We start from the raw sequence: 16,907 nt of genomic DNA, 5'->3' as shown, positions 1-16,907 counted from the left end.
GAGCGGCGGCCGGGTCACCCGCCGCGGTACTTCGCCGCGGCGGCCTGGGCGAGGTCCTGCGCCTTGTCGAGGGCCGCGTCCACGGACTGCCGGCCGGCGATGGCCGCGGCGATCTGCTCGGACACCGCCGTCCCCAGCACGGCGAACTCGGGGATGCCGAGGAAGCCGATGCCGGTGTAGGGGCGGGGGCCGACGCCCGGGTCCTTCGGGTCGGCGGAGTCCGTCGCCGCCGTGTACTCTTGCCGGTACCAGGCACCGGCCGCCTGCTGGTACTCGGGCTTGTCGTAGAGCGACTCGCGGTTCCCGGCGGGCGCCGAGGTCCAGCCCATCTCCTGGCCGACCAGTTCCTGGAACTGCTTGGAGGAGGCCCAGAAGATGAACTCCCAGGCGGCGTCCTTGTGCTCGGACGCCTGCTGGATGCCCCAGGCCCAGGTCCACAGCCAGCCGGCCTTGTCGGTCTTCTCGTGCGGGGCCGGGACGTACCCCACCTTGCCCTTGACCGGGGAACTGTCGGCCTCGATCGACGAGGCCAGCGACGTGGCGTCGTACATCATGGCGCACTTGCCCTCGACGAAGCTGTCCAGGATCTCCAGCACGCCCATCCGCTCGGGATCGGGCTGGCCGTGGGAGCGGAGCAGGTCGACGTAGAACCCGACGGCCTCCTTGAACTCCGGTGAGGTCAGCCGGGCGTTCCAGTCCATGTCGTACCAGGCGCCGCCGAAGGTGTTGACGACCGTGTTGATCGGGGCGAGGTTCTGGCCCCAGCCGGGCAGGCCGCGCAGGCAGATGCCGCTCGCGCCGTCGGTTCCGTCGACCCGGGCGGCGAGGTCGGCGACCTGCTTCCAGGTCGGGTTCGCCGGCATGGTCAGCCCGTCCTTGCGGAACAGGTCCTTGCGGTACATCAGGAAGGAGCCCTCGCCGTAGAACGGCTCGGCGTAGAGCTTGCCGTCCTCTCCGGTCAGCGAGGACGTCAGGTTCGGGAAGACGTCGTCCTGGTCGAAGTCCTTGTCGGCCTTCACATAGGCGTCCAGCGGGGCGAGCCAGCCGTTGTCCGCGTAGATCGGCACCTCGTACGCGCTGACGCTCGCCACGTCGTAGGTGCCGGCCTGGGTCGCGAACTCGCGGTTCATCTTCTCCCGCGCCTCGTTCTCCGGCAGCAGCGTGTAGTCGACGGTGATGCCGGTCTCCGCCGTGAAATGCCTCTTGGTGAGCTTCTTCAGGGTCTGGATCTGCGGCACGTCCGTCGCGAGGACGCTGAGCTCCGCCTGCTCCTCGCCGCCGGGCAGATCGGTGTCCCCGCACCCGGCGAGGACCAGACCGGTGGCGACCGTGAGGGCCACGGCCGCCTGGGTGAGGCGGCTGCGTTTCATGACATCCCGGCCCCTACCCACCTTTGCCTTTTATTAGGCATTCCGTGAGAAACAGAATAATCAGAGCATTTCCGGCACGCCGCGGTTCATGGCCGGCCGCGTCGGGCCTGGTCGCGTCTGGACAGCGCGTCGGCCGCCACGGCGGCCAGCAGCACCCCGCCGGTGATCATGAACTGCACGGCGTCCTGGACCCCCAGCAGCCCCATCCCCGAGGCGATCGACTGGATCACCACCACACCCAGCAGCACCGACCAGGGTGAGCCCCGCCCGCCGAACAGACTGGTCCCGCCGATGACGGCCGCCGCGATGGCGTTGATCAGCAGCATTCCGGAACCGGCCGCACGGGCCGTCGTGGGGCTCGCCGAGGTGAGTCCCGACGCCACGAACAGCCCGCCGAACGCGGCCAGCGTCCCCGACACCATGAACATCGCGACCCGCACCCGCTCCACCCCGATACCCGCCCGTCGCGCCGCCTCGACCCCGCCGCCGAGCGCGTACACTCGCCGCCCGTAGCGGGTGCGGCGCAACAGGTAGTCCGAGACGACCAGGACCACCAGGAAGATCAGCAGCGCCAGCGGCAGCCCCTGGAACCGGTTGAGGGTGTGGGCACCGGCGAAGGCGACGACTGCGAGGAGTCCGGTGCGCAGCCCGATGTCGCCCTCCGTCCGGTAGGGCATTCCGGCCGCCCGGTGGCGGCTCCGCCGGCGGTGGGCGGCCAGGAAGTACCCGGCCGTGCCGAGCGCGGCGACCACGTACGCCACCAGGTCGTCGCCGAAGTGCCGGCTGGTCAGGGAGGCGACCAGGCCCTCCTCGTCGATGTTGATCGTGCCGCTGGCCCCCAGCAGGTAGAGCGTCAGGCCGTTCCAGATCAGCAGCCCGGCCAGCGTCACCACGAACGCGGGCACGCCCAGCCAGGCGTGGAAGAACCCGTGGAAGGCGCCCACGGCCGTCCCCGCGGCCACCGCCACGATCACCGCCAGCCACTCCGGCACCCCGTGGTTCACGTTCAGCACGGCGAACGCCGCACCCGCCAGGCCGCTGACCGAGCCGACCGACAGATCGATCTCCCGGATCAGCAGCACGAACACGATCCCGACGGCGACCAGCCCGGTGCCGACGATGTCCACGCTGAGGTTGGACAGGTTGCGCGGCGAGAGGAACTTGTCGTCCAGCCCCTGGAAGACGATCCAGATCACGAGCAGCCCGGCGAGAACCAGCAGCGGCCCCCGCTCTCCGCCCCGCACGCTGCCACGCACCTCCAGCGCGTACTGGCGCACACTGTCCCGCCAGCCGCGGGCGGCGCCCTGTTCCCGATCGGTGGTGACCGGCCCGGCGCTGCCCGGTCCCGCCGGTCCGCCGTCCCGGTGCGGCCCGCCGCGGCTCACGGCCACGCCTCCTCGTCGCCCTTCGACCGATGGGCCACGGCGTTGTCCGCCGCCCCCGTGACGGAGGAGATGATCTGCTCCTGGGTCACGGTGCTCACGTCGAACAGACCGTTGTTGCGGCCCAGACGCAGCACGGCGACCCGGTCCGCGACGGCCTTGATGTCGCCCATGTTGTGACTGATGAGGATGATCGCCATACCGCGGTCGCGGACCTCCTCGATCAGGTCGAGCAGATGACTGGTCTGCTCCACACCGAGGGCGGCGGTGGGCTCGTCGAGCAGCAGCACCTTGGGGGTGCCCATCAGCGAGCGGGAGATCGCGACGGCCTGCCGCTGCCCGGCCGACAGCGCGGCGACCGGCACCCGCACGTCGGGGATGCGGATCGACAGCGCGCGCATCAGGTCACGGGCACGGCGCTCCATCTCCACCTCGTCGAGGACGCCCACCCGGTCGATCTCACGGCCGAGGAAGAGATTGCCGACGACGTCCAGGTTGTCGCACATGGCGAGGTCCTGGTAGACGGTCGCGATGCCCAGGGCGTGGGCGTCGTGCGGGCGTTTGATCTGCACGAGGCGCCCCTCCCACTCGATGACGCCCCGGTCGGCGGGGCTGACCCCGGAGATCACCTTGACCAGCGTGGACTTGCCCGCTCCGTTGTCGCCCGCCAGGGCCACGACCTCACCGGCCCGGACCTGCAGGTCGACGTCCACCAGCGCCTGGACGCCGCCGAACCGCTTGGTGATGCCACGCAACGCCAGTACGGGGGGATATGCCACGGAGACCACCTCGCTCACCGGGTGAGCCCGGCGCGGACACAGGCCGAGCGGAACTTCGAGGTGCAGATCTGGTCGAGCGTGTAGACACCGTCGCGGATCAGCGTCCGGCCGATCGTCTCGCGCGTCACGGCGGTGGGCGTGAGCAGGATCGCCGGGACGTCCTGGGTCGTGGGACTGTCCACCTTCGTCGTGACCAGGGCGTCGATGTCGTTGCCGCGGGCCAGGGCCACGGCCATCGCGGCGGCCGCCTCGGTCTCCAGCCGGAACGGCTTGTAGACGGTCATGTACTGCTCGCCCTCGACGATGCGCTGCACGGCGTCGAGGTCGGCGTCCTGCCCGGTGACCGGGGGCAGCGGCGAGACACGGGCGCTCTTGAGAGCCGAGATGACACCGGCCGCGATGGAGTCGTTGGCCGCGAGCACCCCGTCGATCGCGTTCGGGCCGAGGTCACTGATTGCGGCGGACATGTGGTCGTGCGCGTTCTCCGTACGCCACCCCAGGGTGTCGTACGACTTCAGGATCCGCACCTCGTCCCGGAGGACGGCCCGCGCCCCGCCCTCGTACCAGGCGGCGTTGGGGCTGGAGGGGTCGCCGTTCACCATGACGACACCGCCACCGTCGGCCCTGGCGTCCATGCCGTTCAGGAGCTCCTGGCCCTGGAGCCTGCCGACCTCGGCGCCGTCGAAACTGACGAAACCCGAGATCGGGCCTTCGGCGAGGCGGTCGTAGGCGACGACCGGGATGCCCTCGCGCTGCGCCGCGTGCACCGAGGAGCGCAGGGCCCTGGGGTCGACGACGTCCAGGAGCAGGGCCGAGACGCCCCGGGTGATCATGGAGGTCATCTGCTGCCGCTGGCTCGCCGCGTCGTTCTCGGCGTTGGCGTACACGACCCTGCATCCGGAGCACAGCTCCTTGACCCGCTTCTCGATCAGGGGCCGGTCCGACTTCTCCCAGCGGGGCACGGCCCGGCTGGGCAGCAGCAGCCCGATGGTCAGCTCGCCCTCGCCCTCCCCGCCGCCGTCCGTACACCCGGCGAGGGACACGGCCAGCAGGACCGCCATCAGCCCGGCGGCACCGCGCAGACCGAGGCCACGCATCAGGGGCCTCCCTCGTGGGTTCCGGGGTCGCGCACGACCTGGTCGCCGGTCGGGCGCGCGGCCACATCGCCGGCACGGTCCGTGGCGTGGTCGCCGTTGCGGTCCGTGGCCTGGTCGCCGGCGGGGTGCGTGGCCTGGTCGCCGGTACGGTTCGTGGCCTGTTCGTCGTCGCGGTCCGCGGCCGGGGCACCGGCAGGGCGCGTGGCCTGCTCGTCGTTGCGGCGCGGCCCCTGGTTGCGGGCCCTGCGGCGGTCCCGGTTGCGGCCCAGGCCCCAGGTCCGGTCGCGGCCCAGGCCCCAGACGCGGCCCGGCCTGCGCTCCTCCTCCGGCTCGGTCTCCGGCTCCTCGTCCGGCTCCTGACCGGGCTCCGTCTCCCGGCGGGTGACGACGATCTCGCTCCACACCTGCTTGCCGCCGCCCACCGGCACCGAACCCCAGGCCGCCGACATGGCCTCGACCAGGAAGAGCCCACGCCCGCCCGTCGACTCCCAGTCCACGACCACGGGCTTGGCCGGTGCCCGCGGTGAGGAGTCGCTCACGGTCACCCGCAGCCGGTCCGCCGCCAGGGTCAGTTCCACCCGCACCGCGCCCTGCGTGTGCACCAGCGCGTTGGTGACCAGCTCCGACACCACCAGCAGGACGGTGTCGGCCTCGGCCGCGATGCCCCACGAACGCAGCGTGCGCGCGCTGAACCGGCGGGCGTGCATCACCGCGTCCGGCAGCCGCCACACCACCCAGCCCGCCCGCACCGGCCGTACCCGCATCCCGTCGTAGCGCAGCAGCAGCACCGCCACGTCGTCCTCACGCCGCCCGGCCTCGCCGAGCAGCTCGTCGGCCATCCGTCCCGGGTCGGCGGGATCGGCCGCGGCGAGCGCCTGGCGCACGAGCCGCATCCCCTCGTCCACCTGCAGGTCCGCCGATTCGACCAGTCCGTCCGTCACCAGCGCGAGTACCGAGCCCGGGGCCAGCGCGAGCGCCGTCAACGGGAAATCCGCGTCCTCGAGGACGCCCAGCGGGAGCCCGCCCTCGACCGCGATCTCCGCGGTCTGGCCGTCGGGATGCCGCGCCAGCGGTGCAAGATGCCCCGCCCTCACGAACAGCGCGTTGCCCTCCTCCATGTCCAGCTCGACGTAGCAGCAGGTGGCGAACAGGTCGGTCTCCATACCGACGAGCAGCCGGTTGGCGTGCGCGACGACCACATCCGGCGGATGTCCCTCCACGGCGTAGGCGCGAACCGCCGTACGCATCTGGCCCATGATCGTCGCGGCCCCGGCGCTGTGGCCCTGCACATCCCCGATGACCAGGGCCACCTTGCTCTCCGACAGCGCGATCACGTCGTACCAGTCGCCGCCCACCTGGAGCCCGCGCCGGGCGGGCAGATAGCGGGCCACGGCCGTGCCCCCGGGCAGCTTGGGGAGCCGGCGCGGCAGCAGGCTGCGCTGGAGCATCGTCGCGAGTTCCTGCTCGGCGTCGTAGGCGTGCGCGCGCTTGAGGGCCTGCCCGACCAGGCCGGCGGTCGCGGTCAGCAGGGCCCGCTCCTCGGGCGCGAACTCGTGCCGGGTGTCCCAGCCGACCAGGCACACCCCGGCCACCCCGCTCCTGGCAGGCAGCGGCAGCACCGCGAGCCCGCCGGGGCCGATCCCCGCGAGCCCCGGTTCCAGGACGGAACCCGCCGGCCACAGGCTCATCCGCCCGTCCCGCAGTGCCGCCTGGAGCGTGGGCAGGGCGGAGACCGGCGCGTCGGGCCACTCCGAGCGCCACTCACGGCGCCACAGCTCCGGCCAGGCACCGGCGCCCGGCGGATCGAGCACGGTGACCGCCAGCCGGTCCTCCAGCAGCTCGGCCAGCGCCACCCGGTCGGCACCCAGCGGCTCGCGCAACGCGGCGACGACGACCCGGCTGACGTCCCGGACGGTCGTGGCGTCGTCGAGCGCGGCCGTCAGCCACTGGATCCGGGCGACGTCGCTGGCGCTGCGGCGCAGCACGGGCGCCGCGCTCACCACGCCCAGTACCCGCTCGGGAGCGCCGTCGGGCCCTTTCAGCACGCGGCAGTTCAGCCGCAGCCAGCACAGTTCACCGGTGGGCCTGCGGATACGGAACTCCAGCTCACGGCGGCCCGGGGCCTGCGCGGACGGCTCGATGACCGACATGAGCGCGGGGACGTCCTCCGGCACGCTGACCGAGAGCAGGGTGTCCGTCTTGCCGTCGAAACCGCCCTCGGGGATGCCGACGAGTTCGAGCAACGCCGGGTCCGTCTCGACCAGCCCGGTCCCGGGCGACAGGGCGAAGGAGCCGACTCCCATGGCGCGCAGGGCCGAATCCAGCAGCGGCGAGGGCGCCGACCGGTCGGCCTCGCCCCGCAGCCGCTCGGCGACGGCCTCGGCGTACCGCTCCAGGAACTCCCGCTGCTCGGTCCCGAACCCCTCGCCGGCCTCTCCCACCACGACGAGACACCCCAGCCAGCCGCCCGCGGCTCCCAGCGGCAGGGCCCCGAGCGGGGCGGAGGCGGCCACGCCGTCCTCCCCTCGGGCGAGTACCACGCCCGCGAGCCACACGGGCCGCCCCCGCAGATAGGCCTCGGCGACGGCCGGGCCGCCGCCTCCCGCGTCCGGGCCGGAAGGGGTAGCGCCGGGACCGGCACCGGGGGAAGGGACGGGGGGAGGGGCGCCGGGGGTGTCGACGTCCGGCGTCGGCCCGGGGGAACCGCTCGATCCCGCGCCGGGAGTTCCGCCCGGAACCGGGACTGCCACCCGCCCCGGCAACCGGTGCCGCTGCTCGGTCCCGGCCCCGGCCCCGGCCGTCTCCACCAGCCGCAGCTCGGCCCCGTCCTCGCCCCGTACGTACACCGCCGCGAGCGTCACTCCCGCGAACGCCAGGAGCCGGGCTCGCGCGGCCGGTTCCGGAGCGGGGCGAGGCGGACCGGTGCCCCCGTCCCCCGGCGCCCGAAGACCGGGGATCGCGGCCCGGGCATCGCCGTAGTGGGGCATGTCCGCATCCACCTCCCGTCCTTGCCGCAGCCACCGGCAGGTGAGAGTCCCCGGAACTCAGGCGACGACGACGCGGGCACGGGACCGGCGGCGCGGGGTCGCGCCTCCCATGGCGGATCCACGCCGCACACGAGCGGCAGGGCACCCACACAACAGAATCGCACACCTGGATAACACCGACATATGGGGCGATGGGCCCGGTTGGGTCGGCACCTCTCGCGGGGCCCGATCACCCCCCAGGCATCCCGGTACGCCGCCCGGCTGGTGTCGCGCGGCAGGGCCCACCCGGAGAAGCGAGATCACCGCGGAGCCGCTCCGGCAATCACGACCCCGACCACCCGATCAGACCGCCATCGCCGCAGGTCAAGCGAGCCTCACGGTCACTCTCCCCAGCACCGGTCCCGGCCATCCGAGGGCCCGGCCTGCTCCCGAAACCATCACCGCCGACCGGCGAAGCCGCGCAGTTCGCCGACCCCCATCAGGCGGGCCAGGGCGAGGTAGCCCGCCGCCATCACGAGCGTCCCCGCAGCGAGGCCCAAGGCGGTGGGCCAGGTGCCGGTGCCCAGCGACGCGGCGCAGCCCCGGGCGGCTCCCCAGCCCAGTCCCGCGGCCAGGGCGGCAGCGCCCACCAGTTTCGTGTACGTGCGGCGCAACTCCCCTTCATCGAGCCGGCCGCCGAGCCTGCCGCGCAACCGCCATGCCGTGACGACCAGCCCGGCCAGGTACGACACGGTGTAGGCACCGGCCATACCGGTCACCGCCCAGCGCGCGGGCAGCAACAGGTGGCAGAGGGTGACCAGCGCGATGTTCACCGCGGCGATCCACGTCGCCATGAAGAACGGGGTGCGGGTGTCCTCGAAGGCGTAGAAGGCCCGCAGGAGGAGGTACTGCGCCGAGAACGGGATCAGTCCGAGCCCGAACGCCTGGAGCATCTGCCCGAGCGGCTGGGCGGATGCCGCGTCGGCCGCCCCGTGGGCGAACAGCAGCGAAGAGATCTGGGGGCCCAGCGCCAGGAAGAGGAACCCGGCCGGCACGATGACGACCCCGCTGACACGCAGCGCCCGCGAGAGATCGGCACGCAGCTCGGCGACCCGGCCCTCCGCGGCGGCCCGGCTCATCCGCGGCAGCAGCGCGGTCACCAGGGAGACGGTCACGATCGACTGCGGCAGCATCCAGATGGTCTGCGCGTACATGTAGGCCGAGTAGCCGGCACCGGCATCCGGCAGCGCCTGGTCCGCCGCGTTGGCGAAGTTCGTCACCACGGTCAGCGCGACCTGGTTGACCAGCACGAACAGCAACGTCCACTTGGCGGCGTGGACGCTCCTGCCCAGGCCGGTGCCCCGCCAGTCGAAGCGTGGCCGGAACCGGAAGCCCGCGGAGCGCAGGAAGGGGATCAGCGCGAGGGCCTGGAGAGCGATACCGGCCGTCGTACCCAGCCCCAGCAGCCGCACCTGCGTCGCGGTGATGTCCTCCACCCGGTCCGGGACCGTCATCAGCCCCAGGTACGCGGCGAACATGCCGATCAGCACGACGTTGTTCAGCACCGGCGTCCACATCATCGCGCCGAACTTCTCCCGGGCGTTCAGCACTTGTCCCAGAATGCCGAACAGGCCGTAGAAGAAGATCTGCGGCAGCAGGAACCGGGCGAAGACCACGGTCAGTTCGAACGCCTCGTGGCTGTCCGCGGTGTCGCGCATGTACAGGCCCACGATCTGCGGCGCGGCCCACACGGCCAGCGCCGTCCCGGCGGCCAGGACGCACAGGACGAGCGTCACCAGCCGCTGCTCATAGGCCCTGCCACCGTCGGCCTCGGTGGCCCGCGCCCGGACCAGCTGCGGCACCAGCACGGCGTTGAGCGCACCGCCGATCACGAGGGTGTACAGGCTCGTCGGCACGGTGTTCGCCGTGTTGTACGTGCTCGCCAGCAGCCCCGTGCCCAGCGCCGCCCCTTGGAGCACCTGCCGGATCAGCCCCGTCGCCCGGGACACCATCGTGCCCAGTGCCATCCACAGGGACGAGCGGGCCGGTCCGCCCCGTTCCCCCTTGCCGCTCCGCACCGGCCGTCGTTCTCCGGCCTGTTCGCTCGTGGCCGCCGACTGGGTCGCGGCCTTCGCCCCCTCCACCATGGCGCCAACCTACGCGGCGGGGAATCCGGGGAGGGAACCGGCCGGCGCCCTCCGCCCGGCGGCTGTCGTGCCGACGGGCCCGGTCACCGTCGCCCCGGTCACCGGGCCCGTCTCGTCCGGTGGTTCAGCCCACCCGGCAGGGCAGACTGCTCGTACTGTCACCCCCCGCCCCGGAGACGACATATCCGAACGTCGTGCTCTTGCCTGGTGCGAGGGAGCCGTTCCAGTCGGCGTTGTGGACCATCACCGCCCGGCCGTTGTAGGTGGCGCTGCCGCTCCACAGGCTTTCGACCTTCTGGCCCGTCGGGAGGGTCCAGTCGACCATCCAGCCGAGCATCGGGACCGTGCCGGTGTTGGTGACGGTCACCTCGGACTGGTAGCCGCCGTTCCAGGTGCCGGTTGTCTTCCGGGTGGCTGTGCAGGTGCCGGGCACCGGCTCGGTCGGGTTGCCCGGCTCCTTGATGCCGGTCACCTCGCCGTTGCCGCCGTCGAAGACGACGTCTGAGCAGGAGTAGAAGGTCTCCTGGCTGTCGGAGCGCTGCCAGACCATGTAGATGATGTGGCGGCCCGACTTGTTGTCGGGGAGCTTGCCGGTCCAGGAGTAGTTGGCCTCGACCGTGCCCGGGGAGCCGTTCAGCGGCGGGTGGTCGACGCTCAGGAACGGCCGGTCCTCCATGTCGTTCCAGGTGAGCGTCCTGGTCGGGTCGAAGCCGTCCTTGGTGATGTAGACGTGGAACCAACCCGGGTGCGCCGCCCAGGCGTTGTACGAGAAGTCGACCGTCGCGCCCGAGGTGAGATGGGTGAGCGGCCAGTCCTTGCTGGGCGTGTTGAACCCGGTGAAGTTGGTGTTGCCGCCGCTGCACAGCTCGCCGTCCGGTACGAAGCCCTTGGTGCGTCCGGCACCGTCCGAGCGGAGCACCGAGAACCAGTTGTAGAACGGCGTGGTGCCGCTGACCTGCTGCGCGCCTCGGCAGGCGGGATTGACCGGCTTGATCTCGCCGGTGTCCGTCAGACCGTCCTGCCAGCACAGGAAGGTACGGCTGCCGGGCTTCATGGGGGTGCCGTGCGCCTCCGCCTCGCCACCGGACGTCATGACCAGGCCGATGGCCGGGACGGTGACGAGGAGGGAGAGCAGCACGAGGAAGAGGGCTCTGGCCCGGGAGGGGAGCGCTGGTCGGGGCATCGTGGATCCTCCCGGCTCACTTGTCGGGATCATGACAGCACCATCCGTTCGTGGGGGTACGGGCCTGCGGATGTGTGTGTGCGGAAGCGCGGGATGGGAGCGACTCGAGGGGCGGGTTCCGGTCCACCGATATGGGAGCGCTCCCATCCCGCCTGTTGCGGAAGTTAGCGCCCTGCGGCACAGATGTAAACGGCTCGGAGGCAAGGGCCTGGACCGGGGGCCCTGCTGATGCGCGGAACGCCTCCACCGGAGAGCGGGAGGAGTGGCGGACGGCCGTCGGCTGCGATGGCCCAGCAGGCCTGCGCACAAAGGAAGTTGACTTTACTTTACCTTTGCGGTTGGCTGCGGGACTCGACCTTCATGATCCGGGGGGATCCCTTTGAAGCGCACAATTCGCGCAGCCGTCTGTTCCGTCGCCGTCACCGGTCTCGCGCTCGGCCTCACCGCCTGCTCCGAGGCGGTCGACCAGGTCGACAAGGCGGTGGACGAGACGTACGAGGTCACCTACGAGGTGACGGGGAAGAACATCGACTCGATCGAATTCCACGGCGGCGGGGGCAAAGCCATGGAGCCGAAGATCGAGTCGGTGTCGAAGCCAGAGCTGCCCTGGAAGAAGACGGTCACGCTGCGCGGCATCATGCCCGCGGCGGTCATGCCGGTCGCCGCGGACCCCGAGGGCTCCCAGATCACCTGCAAGATCATCCACAAGGGCAAGGTGATCGAGGAGCAGAGTGCCGAGGGTCTGGTGAGCGCCGGCGGCTGCACCGCGGAGTCCCCGGTCGGGGGGTGACCCGGGTAGCGGACGGCAGGATGGCGCAGCCTCCGGGCTGCGTCATCGGCGGGCCGACCTCGCGTCGCCCCACTGTCGGTCCAGCATCCCTCGCAGCCAATCCAGTTGGCGCCGCACCTGCACCGCGTCGCCGCCCTCGTGTCCGTTGAACGGATAGGCGTGGATCTCCCTGCGCGGGTCCGTGCCGGTCAGTTCCGCGTAGCGGTTGAAGGCGGCGTACGCCCCGCTCGGCGGGCACACCGTGTCCCGCAGGCCCACCCCGAAGTGGGCCGGGGCCTGCGCGCGGCGGGCGAAGGAGACGCCCTCGACATAAGAGAGGGTGCGAAAAGCGGCACGCTCGGCGCCCCGGTGGACGGAGAGGTAGGCGGCGATCTCGCCGTAGGGCCCGGCGTCCGTGAGGTCCAGGGCGCGCCGGATCCCGCACAGCAGCGGCGCCGTGGTCAGCAGAGCCGCCAGGCCGGGCACGAGCCCCGCGACCGCCAGGGCCAGTCCGCCCCCCTGGCTGTTGCCCACGGCGGCGATCCGCCCGGGATCGACACCCGGCAGCTCCCGTACGGCCGCGACGGCACGCACCGCGTCCGTGATCAGGCGCCGGTAGTGGTAGTCCTCGGCGGCGAGCAGCCCGCGCACCGCCGGCCCGGGCCCGCCCGGCGCGACGGCGTGCGGATCGGGTGTGTCGCCGCCGCACCCGTACTGGTCGCCCTGGCCGCGGTTGTCCATGAGCAGATGCGCGTACCCGGCGTTGACCCACGTCAGACGCTCGTGCGGAAGGCCCCGGCCGCGCCCGTAGCCGGCGAACTCGACCACGGCGGGCAGCGGTTCACCCACCCCGGCCGGCCGGCTGAACCACGCCCGCACCGGGTCGCCCGAGAAACCCCGGAACGTCACGTCCCAGGTCTGCGTCAGCCGAAGACCCGTCTCCACCCGCCGGACCGACACCACAGGGTCAGCCGCCCCGGCCGCCTCCAGGGTGTCCTGCCAGAACGCGTCGAAGTCGGCGGGCTCCTCGATGTCCGGGCGGTGGCGCTCCAGTTCGGTCGGCGACAGGTCGAACGCGGGCACGGCGACACCTCGCAGGAGTCGGTGGTCATCCAGAAACTTGCGGCCGGGCAGGGGAGTTGACTCCAGGGTCCTACCCAGCGCCGAAGGGATTCCAACGCGCCACATGCGTCCCGTCCGAGTGCCGCAGCACCCATTGACAGCGCTTTCTGAGCCCCCTAAGTTGCCGCAAGTTACCGGCAAGAGCTCGAAAGTTTCGGTTCCGCGTCCCATGTCCACGGGAGGCCCGAGCAATGAGCACGTCCACCACACCGGCCCCGCCGGGCACCCAGGACCAGCCGCCGGCCCGGGCCGCTCCCCGGCGCGGCAAGCGGGCGCGCGACCGGACCGGATGGCGGCGGGCACTGCGCCGCGACTGGCAGCTGTACTCGCTGGCGATCCTGCCGCTGCTGTTCTTCCTGGTCTTCCGCTACCTGCCGATGATCGGCAACGTGATCGCCTTCCGGCGCTTCGAGCCCGGCGGTTCGATCTTCGGTGAGGAATGGGTGGGCCTGCGCTATGTGCGGATGTTCCTCGGCGACCCCACCTTCTGGCAGGTGTTCCGCAACACCCTGTGGCTGGGCGGGCTCACGCTCGTCTTCTGCTTCCCGATCCCGATCGTGCTCGCGCTGCTGCTGAACGAGGTGCACCGGCGTTCCCTGAAGCGGTTCGTGCAGTCGGTGTCGTACCTCCCGCACTTCCTGTCGATCGTGATCGTCGCGGGCATCACGATGCAGATGCTGGCGAGCGACGGCCCGGTCAACCACGTCCTCGGCCTGCTCGGTCACGACCCGGTCCGCTTCATCCAGGAACCCGGGTGGTTCCGCACCGTCTACGTCGGCTCCGAGATCTGGCAGACCGCCGGCTGGGGCACGATCCTCTACCTCGCCGCGTTCACCACGATCGACGAGGACCTGTACGAGGCCGCCCGCATCGACGGCGCGGGCCGCTGGCGGCAGATCTGGCACGTCACCCTGCCCGGCATCCGCCCCACCATGATCACGCTGCTGATCCTCAACGTCGGCACGTTCATGGCGGTCGGCTTCGAGAAGGTGCTGCTGCTGTACAACCCGCTGACCTATCCCACCGCGGATGTGATCTCGACGTACGTCTACCGCTCCGGCGTGGAGTCCAACAGCTTCAGCTACGCCGCCGCCATCGGACTGTTCGAGGCGATCATCGGCCTGGTCCTGATCACGTCCGCCAACACCCTCTCGCGCCGCACGGTGGGGACGAGCCTGTGGTGAGGCCGAGCCGCTCGTACCGGGCCTTCCAGGGCGTCAACGGGGTGGTCCTCACGCTCGTCGTGCTGGTCACCCTCTACCCGTTCGTCAACATCCTCGCGCGGTCCTTCAGCGGGGAGCGGCAGATCCGGGCCGGTGAGGTGACCCTGCTGCCCAAGGGCTTCAACCTCACCACGTACAGGATCGTGTTCCAGGACTCGATGTTCTGGCGCAACTACGGCAACACCGTGCTGTACACGGTCGTGGCGACGGCGGTCGCCATGGTTCTGACGACCTGTTACGCCTACGTCCTGTCGAAGAAGCACCTCAAGGGCCGTGGCCTGCTCGTCGGCATCGCCGTGTTCACCATGTTCTTCACCGGCGGCCTGATCCCGAACTACATCCTGGTCACCAGCCTCGGCCTGAAGAACAGCGTGTGGGCGATCGCCCTGCCCAACGCGATCAGCGTCTTCAACCTGCTGGTGATGAAGGCCTTCTTCGAGAATTTGCCGACGGAGCTGGAGGAGGCCGCGCAGATCGACGGCCTGAGCACCTACGGCACCCTGCTGAGGATCGTGCTGCCGCTGTCCAAGGCGGTCGTGGCGACCATGGTGCTCTTCTACTCGGTGTCCTTCTGGAACTCCTGGTTCAGCGCGTTCCTCTACATGGACCGGACCGAGTTGATGCCGGTCACGGTCTACCTGCGCAACCTCATCCAGGGCGCCACCGGCGGCGGCAACGCCGGTGCCGGAACCGAGCAGCTCAGCCAGGTCGGCGCCAACATCCAGTCGGTCACCATCGTCCTCACCGCCCTGCCGATCCTCTGCGTGTACCCGTTCGTCCAGCGCTACTTCGTCTCGGGCGTGATGCTCGGCGCGGTCAAGGGCTGACCGCCGCACCGGTCCGCAAGTCGACTACGGAACAAGGGAGTTCCCGTGAAGAACGCAGGGCAGCTGTCGCGGCGCCAGGTACTCGCCGCCGCCGGCTTCATCGGCCTCGCCACGGTCACCGGCTGCGGCGGCGGTGACGACGGCGGGGACGGCAAGGACCTGTCCAAGAAGCAGGACGGGGCCATGAAGAACTACCGGGCCGGGCAGCAGTTCAAAGCCTCCCGGCCGCTGTCCTTCGCCGTGCTGCACAACAACAACCCGGTCTACCCGATGAAGGACGACTGGCTCTTCTGGAAGGAACTGACCAAGCGCACCGGCGTGACCCTCAAGCCGATCGACGTGCCGCTCGCCGACTACGAGAAGAAGCGCAGCGTGCTGATCGGCGCGGGTGACGCACCCTTCCTGATCCCGAAGACGTACCACCCCTCGGAGGTCGCCTTCGTCTCCTCGGGCGCGATCCTCCCGGTCAGCGACTACGTGAAGCTGATGCCCAACTTCCGCGAGAAGGTCCGCAAGTGGAAGCTGGAGCCCGAGCTCGACTCGATCCGCCAGTCCGACGGCAGCTACTACCTGCTGCCCGGCCTGCACGAGAAGGCCAAGGCCGGCTACTCGCTGTCCTTCCGCACGGACGTCCTCGACAAGCACGGCCTGAGCCTGCCCACCACCTGGGACGAGGTGTACGACGTCCTCAAGGCGCTCAAGGAGGAGCATCCCGGCAAGTACCCCCTCACCGACCGCTGGAGCACCAACACCCCGTTCCCGTGCGGCGCCCTGTTCAGCTACCTCGGCCAGGCCTTCGGCGTCAGATCCGGCTGGACGTACGACAACATCAGCTTCGACCACAAGGCGCAGAAGTACGTCTTCACCGGCGCGCAGGACGCCTACCGCCAGATGATCGAGTACCTGCGCAGGCTCGTCGCCGAGAAGCTCATGGACCCCGAGAGCTTCAGCCAGACCGACGACCAGGCGCTGCAGAAACTGCTCGCCGAGAAGTGCTACGCGATGAGCGCCAACCCCCAGGTGCTGGTGCAGGACTACCGGTACAACCTGGAGAAGCAGGTCAAGGGCGCGAAGATCGAGATGGTGCCGGTACCACTCGGGCCCGCCGGCCCCGTCGTGCTGGGCGGCAGCCGGCTGGAGAACGGTGTCATGATCTCCAGCAAGGCGCTGAAGAGCGACAACTTCGTCGCCCTGATGCAGTTCGTGGACTGGCTCTGGTACTCCGACGAGGGCCAGCGGCTGGCCCGCTGGGGCGTCGAGGGCGTCACCCACACACGCTCCGCAGGCCGGTACAGGCCGAAGCCCGGCATCAGCCTCATGGGCTCCGACCCGGACGCCCCGAAAGACATGCAGAAGGACTTCGGCTTCTACAACGGCGTCTTCGCCTACGGCGGCAGCTGGGAACTCGTCTCCTCGATGTTCAGCCCGGACGAGAAGAAGTTCCAGGACGCCATGGCCCAGCGCGAGCAGCTCCCCATCGACCCGGCCCATCCTCTCCAGTCCTTCGAGCAGGAGCAGGCCACCCTCTGGGAGACCCCGCTCAAGGACCACGTCATCCAGAACACCCTCCAGTTCGTCCTCGGCAAGCGCCCGCTGTCCCAGTGGAACTCCTACCTCGCCGAGCTGAAGTCGAAGAACATGCAGCAGCTCGTCGACCTGCACAACAAGGCCTACGAGCGGTTCAAGAAGGAGAACGGGTGATCCGCGTCCCCGACGTGCCGAGCGGCCGGCTCACCTGGGGCACGGCGGTGCACCGGCCCTCCGCGCGGCAGGGCGTCCGGCACGCGCGGCGGCCGCCCGGCCGGGAGGCCGCCGCATGAGCACCGTGCGCACCTCCGGCTTCGGCACCGGAACCCTCTCCCGCGCCTGCGCCCTGATCCACACCCTCCTGACCGTCGAGGCGCTGCTCCTCCTCACCGCCTCCCCGGGCCTGGCCGGGCTGCTTCTGCTCGGCCCCGACCCCGCCAACCTGCCCCTCGCGGCCCTGTGCCTGCTGCCCCTCGGGCCGGCCCTGTCCGCCGCGCTCTACGCCCTCCACCACC

Annotated in this window: 13 protein-coding genes and 1 pseudogene; 6 read left to right on the top strand and 8 right to left on the bottom strand. The window is 70.9% G+C overall.

From position 1 onward, the window contains the following. Window positions 1-14 precede the first annotated feature (14 nt). The 7 genes from ABT116_RS15040 to ABT116_RS15010 all read right to left on the bottom strand — a co-directional run bounded on the left by ABT116_RS15040 (window position 15) and on the right by ABT116_RS15010 (window position 10,924). Window positions 15-1,370 carry an ABC transporter substrate-binding protein gene (locus ABT116_RS15040; protein ID WP_351632737.1) on the bottom strand — a complete coding sequence of 452 codons (1,356 nt, stop codon included), beginning with the start codon at window positions 1,368-1,370 and terminating at the stop codon, window positions 15-17. A gap of 86 nt (window positions 1,371-1,456) precedes the next feature. Beyond that, complete coding sequence (locus ABT116_RS15035) at window positions 1,457-2,755, bottom strand: sugar ABC transporter permease (RefSeq protein WP_351632735.1); 1,299 nt, start codon at window positions 2,753-2,755, stop codon at window positions 1,457-1,459. After that, on the bottom strand, window positions 2,752-3,531 hold the full coding sequence (locus ABT116_RS15030; RefSeq protein ID WP_351632732.1) for an ATP-binding cassette domain-containing protein: 780 nt from the start codon (window positions 3,529-3,531) through the stop codon (window positions 2,752-2,754). The genes ABT116_RS15035 and ABT116_RS15030 overlap by 4 nt, the downstream gene beginning before the upstream one ends. 14 nt (window positions 3,532-3,545) lie before the next feature. After that, complete coding sequence (locus ABT116_RS15025; RefSeq protein WP_351632730.1) at window positions 3,546-4,628, bottom strand: sugar ABC transporter substrate-binding protein; 1,083 nt, start codon at window positions 4,626-4,628, stop codon at window positions 3,546-3,548. Continuing rightward, the gene (locus tag ABT116_RS15020; protein ID WP_351632728.1) at window positions 4,628-7,615 is read right to left on the bottom strand and encodes a SpoIIE family protein phosphatase; all 2,988 of its coding nucleotides are present in this window, start codon (window positions 7,613-7,615) and stop codon (window positions 4,628-4,630) included. Before ABT116_RS15020 ends, ABT116_RS15025 begins: the two co-directional genes overlap by 1 nt. A 437-nt stretch (window positions 7,616-8,052) precedes the next feature. Then, the gene (gene murJ, locus ABT116_RS15015; protein ID WP_351632725.1) at window positions 8,053-9,741 is read right to left on the bottom strand and encodes a murein biosynthesis integral membrane protein MurJ; all 1,689 of its coding nucleotides are present in this window, start codon (window positions 9,739-9,741) and stop codon (window positions 8,053-8,055) included. A 124-nt stretch (window positions 9,742-9,865) separates the two neighbouring features. After that, a complete protein-coding gene (locus tag ABT116_RS15010; RefSeq protein ID WP_351632723.1) occupies window positions 9,866-10,924 on the bottom strand; it encodes a lytic polysaccharide monooxygenase auxiliary activity family 9 protein in 1,059 nt (352 codons plus the stop codon). Between the two features lie 379 nt (window positions 10,925-11,303). On the opposite strand from ABT116_RS15010, the gene ABT116_RS15005 reads away from it, so the two are divergent. Continuing rightward, window positions 11,304-11,714: an MmpS family transport accessory protein gene (locus ABT116_RS15005; protein ID WP_351632720.1), complete on the top strand. Its 411-nt coding sequence runs from the start codon at window positions 11,304-11,306 to the stop codon at window positions 11,712-11,714. Between the two features lie 42 nt (window positions 11,715-11,756). Here ABT116_RS15005 and ABT116_RS15000 read toward each other — a convergent pair whose 3' ends face one another. Beyond that, a complete protein-coding gene (locus ABT116_RS15000) occupies window positions 11,757-12,776 on the bottom strand; it encodes an acetylxylan esterase (RefSeq protein ID WP_351632718.1) in 1,020 nt (339 codons plus the stop codon). A 230-nt stretch (window positions 12,777-13,006) separates the two neighbouring features. Here ABT116_RS15000 and ABT116_RS14995 point away from each other — a divergent pair, with 230 nt between their 5' ends. The 5 genes and pseudogenes from ABT116_RS14995 to ABT116_RS14975 all read left to right on the top strand — a co-directional run. After that, window positions 13,007-13,999 (top strand): ABC transporter permease, encoded by a 993-nt coding sequence (locus ABT116_RS14995; protein WP_351632715.1) that lies wholly within the window; start codon window positions 13,007-13,009, stop codon window positions 13,997-13,999. Then, window positions 13,993-14,865 (top strand): carbohydrate ABC transporter permease, encoded by an 873-nt coding sequence (locus ABT116_RS14990; RefSeq protein WP_351632712.1) that lies wholly within the window; start codon window positions 13,993-13,995, stop codon window positions 14,863-14,865. Before ABT116_RS14995 ends, ABT116_RS14990 begins: the two co-directional genes overlap by 7 nt. Window positions 14,866-14,910: 45 nt before the next feature. Continuing rightward, window positions 14,911-16,566: an ABC transporter substrate-binding protein gene (locus ABT116_RS14985; RefSeq protein ID WP_351632709.1), complete on the top strand. Its 1,656-nt coding sequence runs from the start codon at window positions 14,911-14,913 to the stop codon at window positions 16,564-16,566. Continuing rightward, window positions 16,563-16,685, top strand: coding sequence for a hypothetical protein (locus ABT116_RS14980; protein WP_351632707.1), 123 nt, complete (start codon window positions 16,563-16,565; stop codon window positions 16,683-16,685). The genes ABT116_RS14985 and ABT116_RS14980 overlap by 4 nt, the downstream gene beginning before the upstream one ends. After that, window positions 16,682-16,907: pseudogene (locus ABT116_RS14975) on the top strand (hypothetical protein); the annotation flags it as partial. The gene ABT116_RS14980 and the pseudogene ABT116_RS14975, both read left to right, overlap by 4 nt.

The organism is Streptomyces sp. NPDC002130 (genome assembly GCF_040296465.1).
In the GTDB taxonomy this organism is placed as follows: domain Bacteria; phylum Actinomycetota; class Actinomycetes; order Streptomycetales; family Streptomycetaceae; genus Streptomyces.
The sequence above is the reverse complement of the archived record's forward strand: the minus strand, read 5'-3'. Positions and strand labels throughout refer to the sequence as shown.

Excerpts from the sequence above, each read along its gene's own strand:
- ABT116_RS15040 (WP_351632737.1), bottom strand. The coding sequence starts at position 1,370 with ATGAAACGCAGCCGCCTCACCCAGGCGGCCGTGGCCCTCACGGTCGCC.
- ABT116_RS15025 (WP_351632730.1), bottom strand. The coding sequence starts at position 4,628 with ATGCGTGGCCTCGGTCTGCGCGGTGCCGCCGGGCTGATGGCGGTCCTG.
- ABT116_RS15020 (WP_351632728.1), bottom strand. The coding sequence starts at position 7,615 with ATGCCCCACTACGGCGATGCCCGGGCCGCGATCCCCGGTCTTCGGGCG.
- murJ (WP_351632725.1), bottom strand. The coding sequence starts at position 9,741 with ATGGTGGAGGGGGCGAAGGCCGCGACCCAGTCGGCGGCCACGAGCGAA.
- ABT116_RS15010 (WP_351632723.1), bottom strand. The coding sequence starts at position 10,924 with ATGCCCCGACCAGCGCTCCCCTCCCGGGCCAGAGCCCTCTTCCTCGTG.
- ABT116_RS14995 (WP_351632715.1), top strand. The coding sequence starts at position 13,007 with ATGAGCACGTCCACCACACCGGCCCCGCCGGGCACCCAGGACCAGCCG.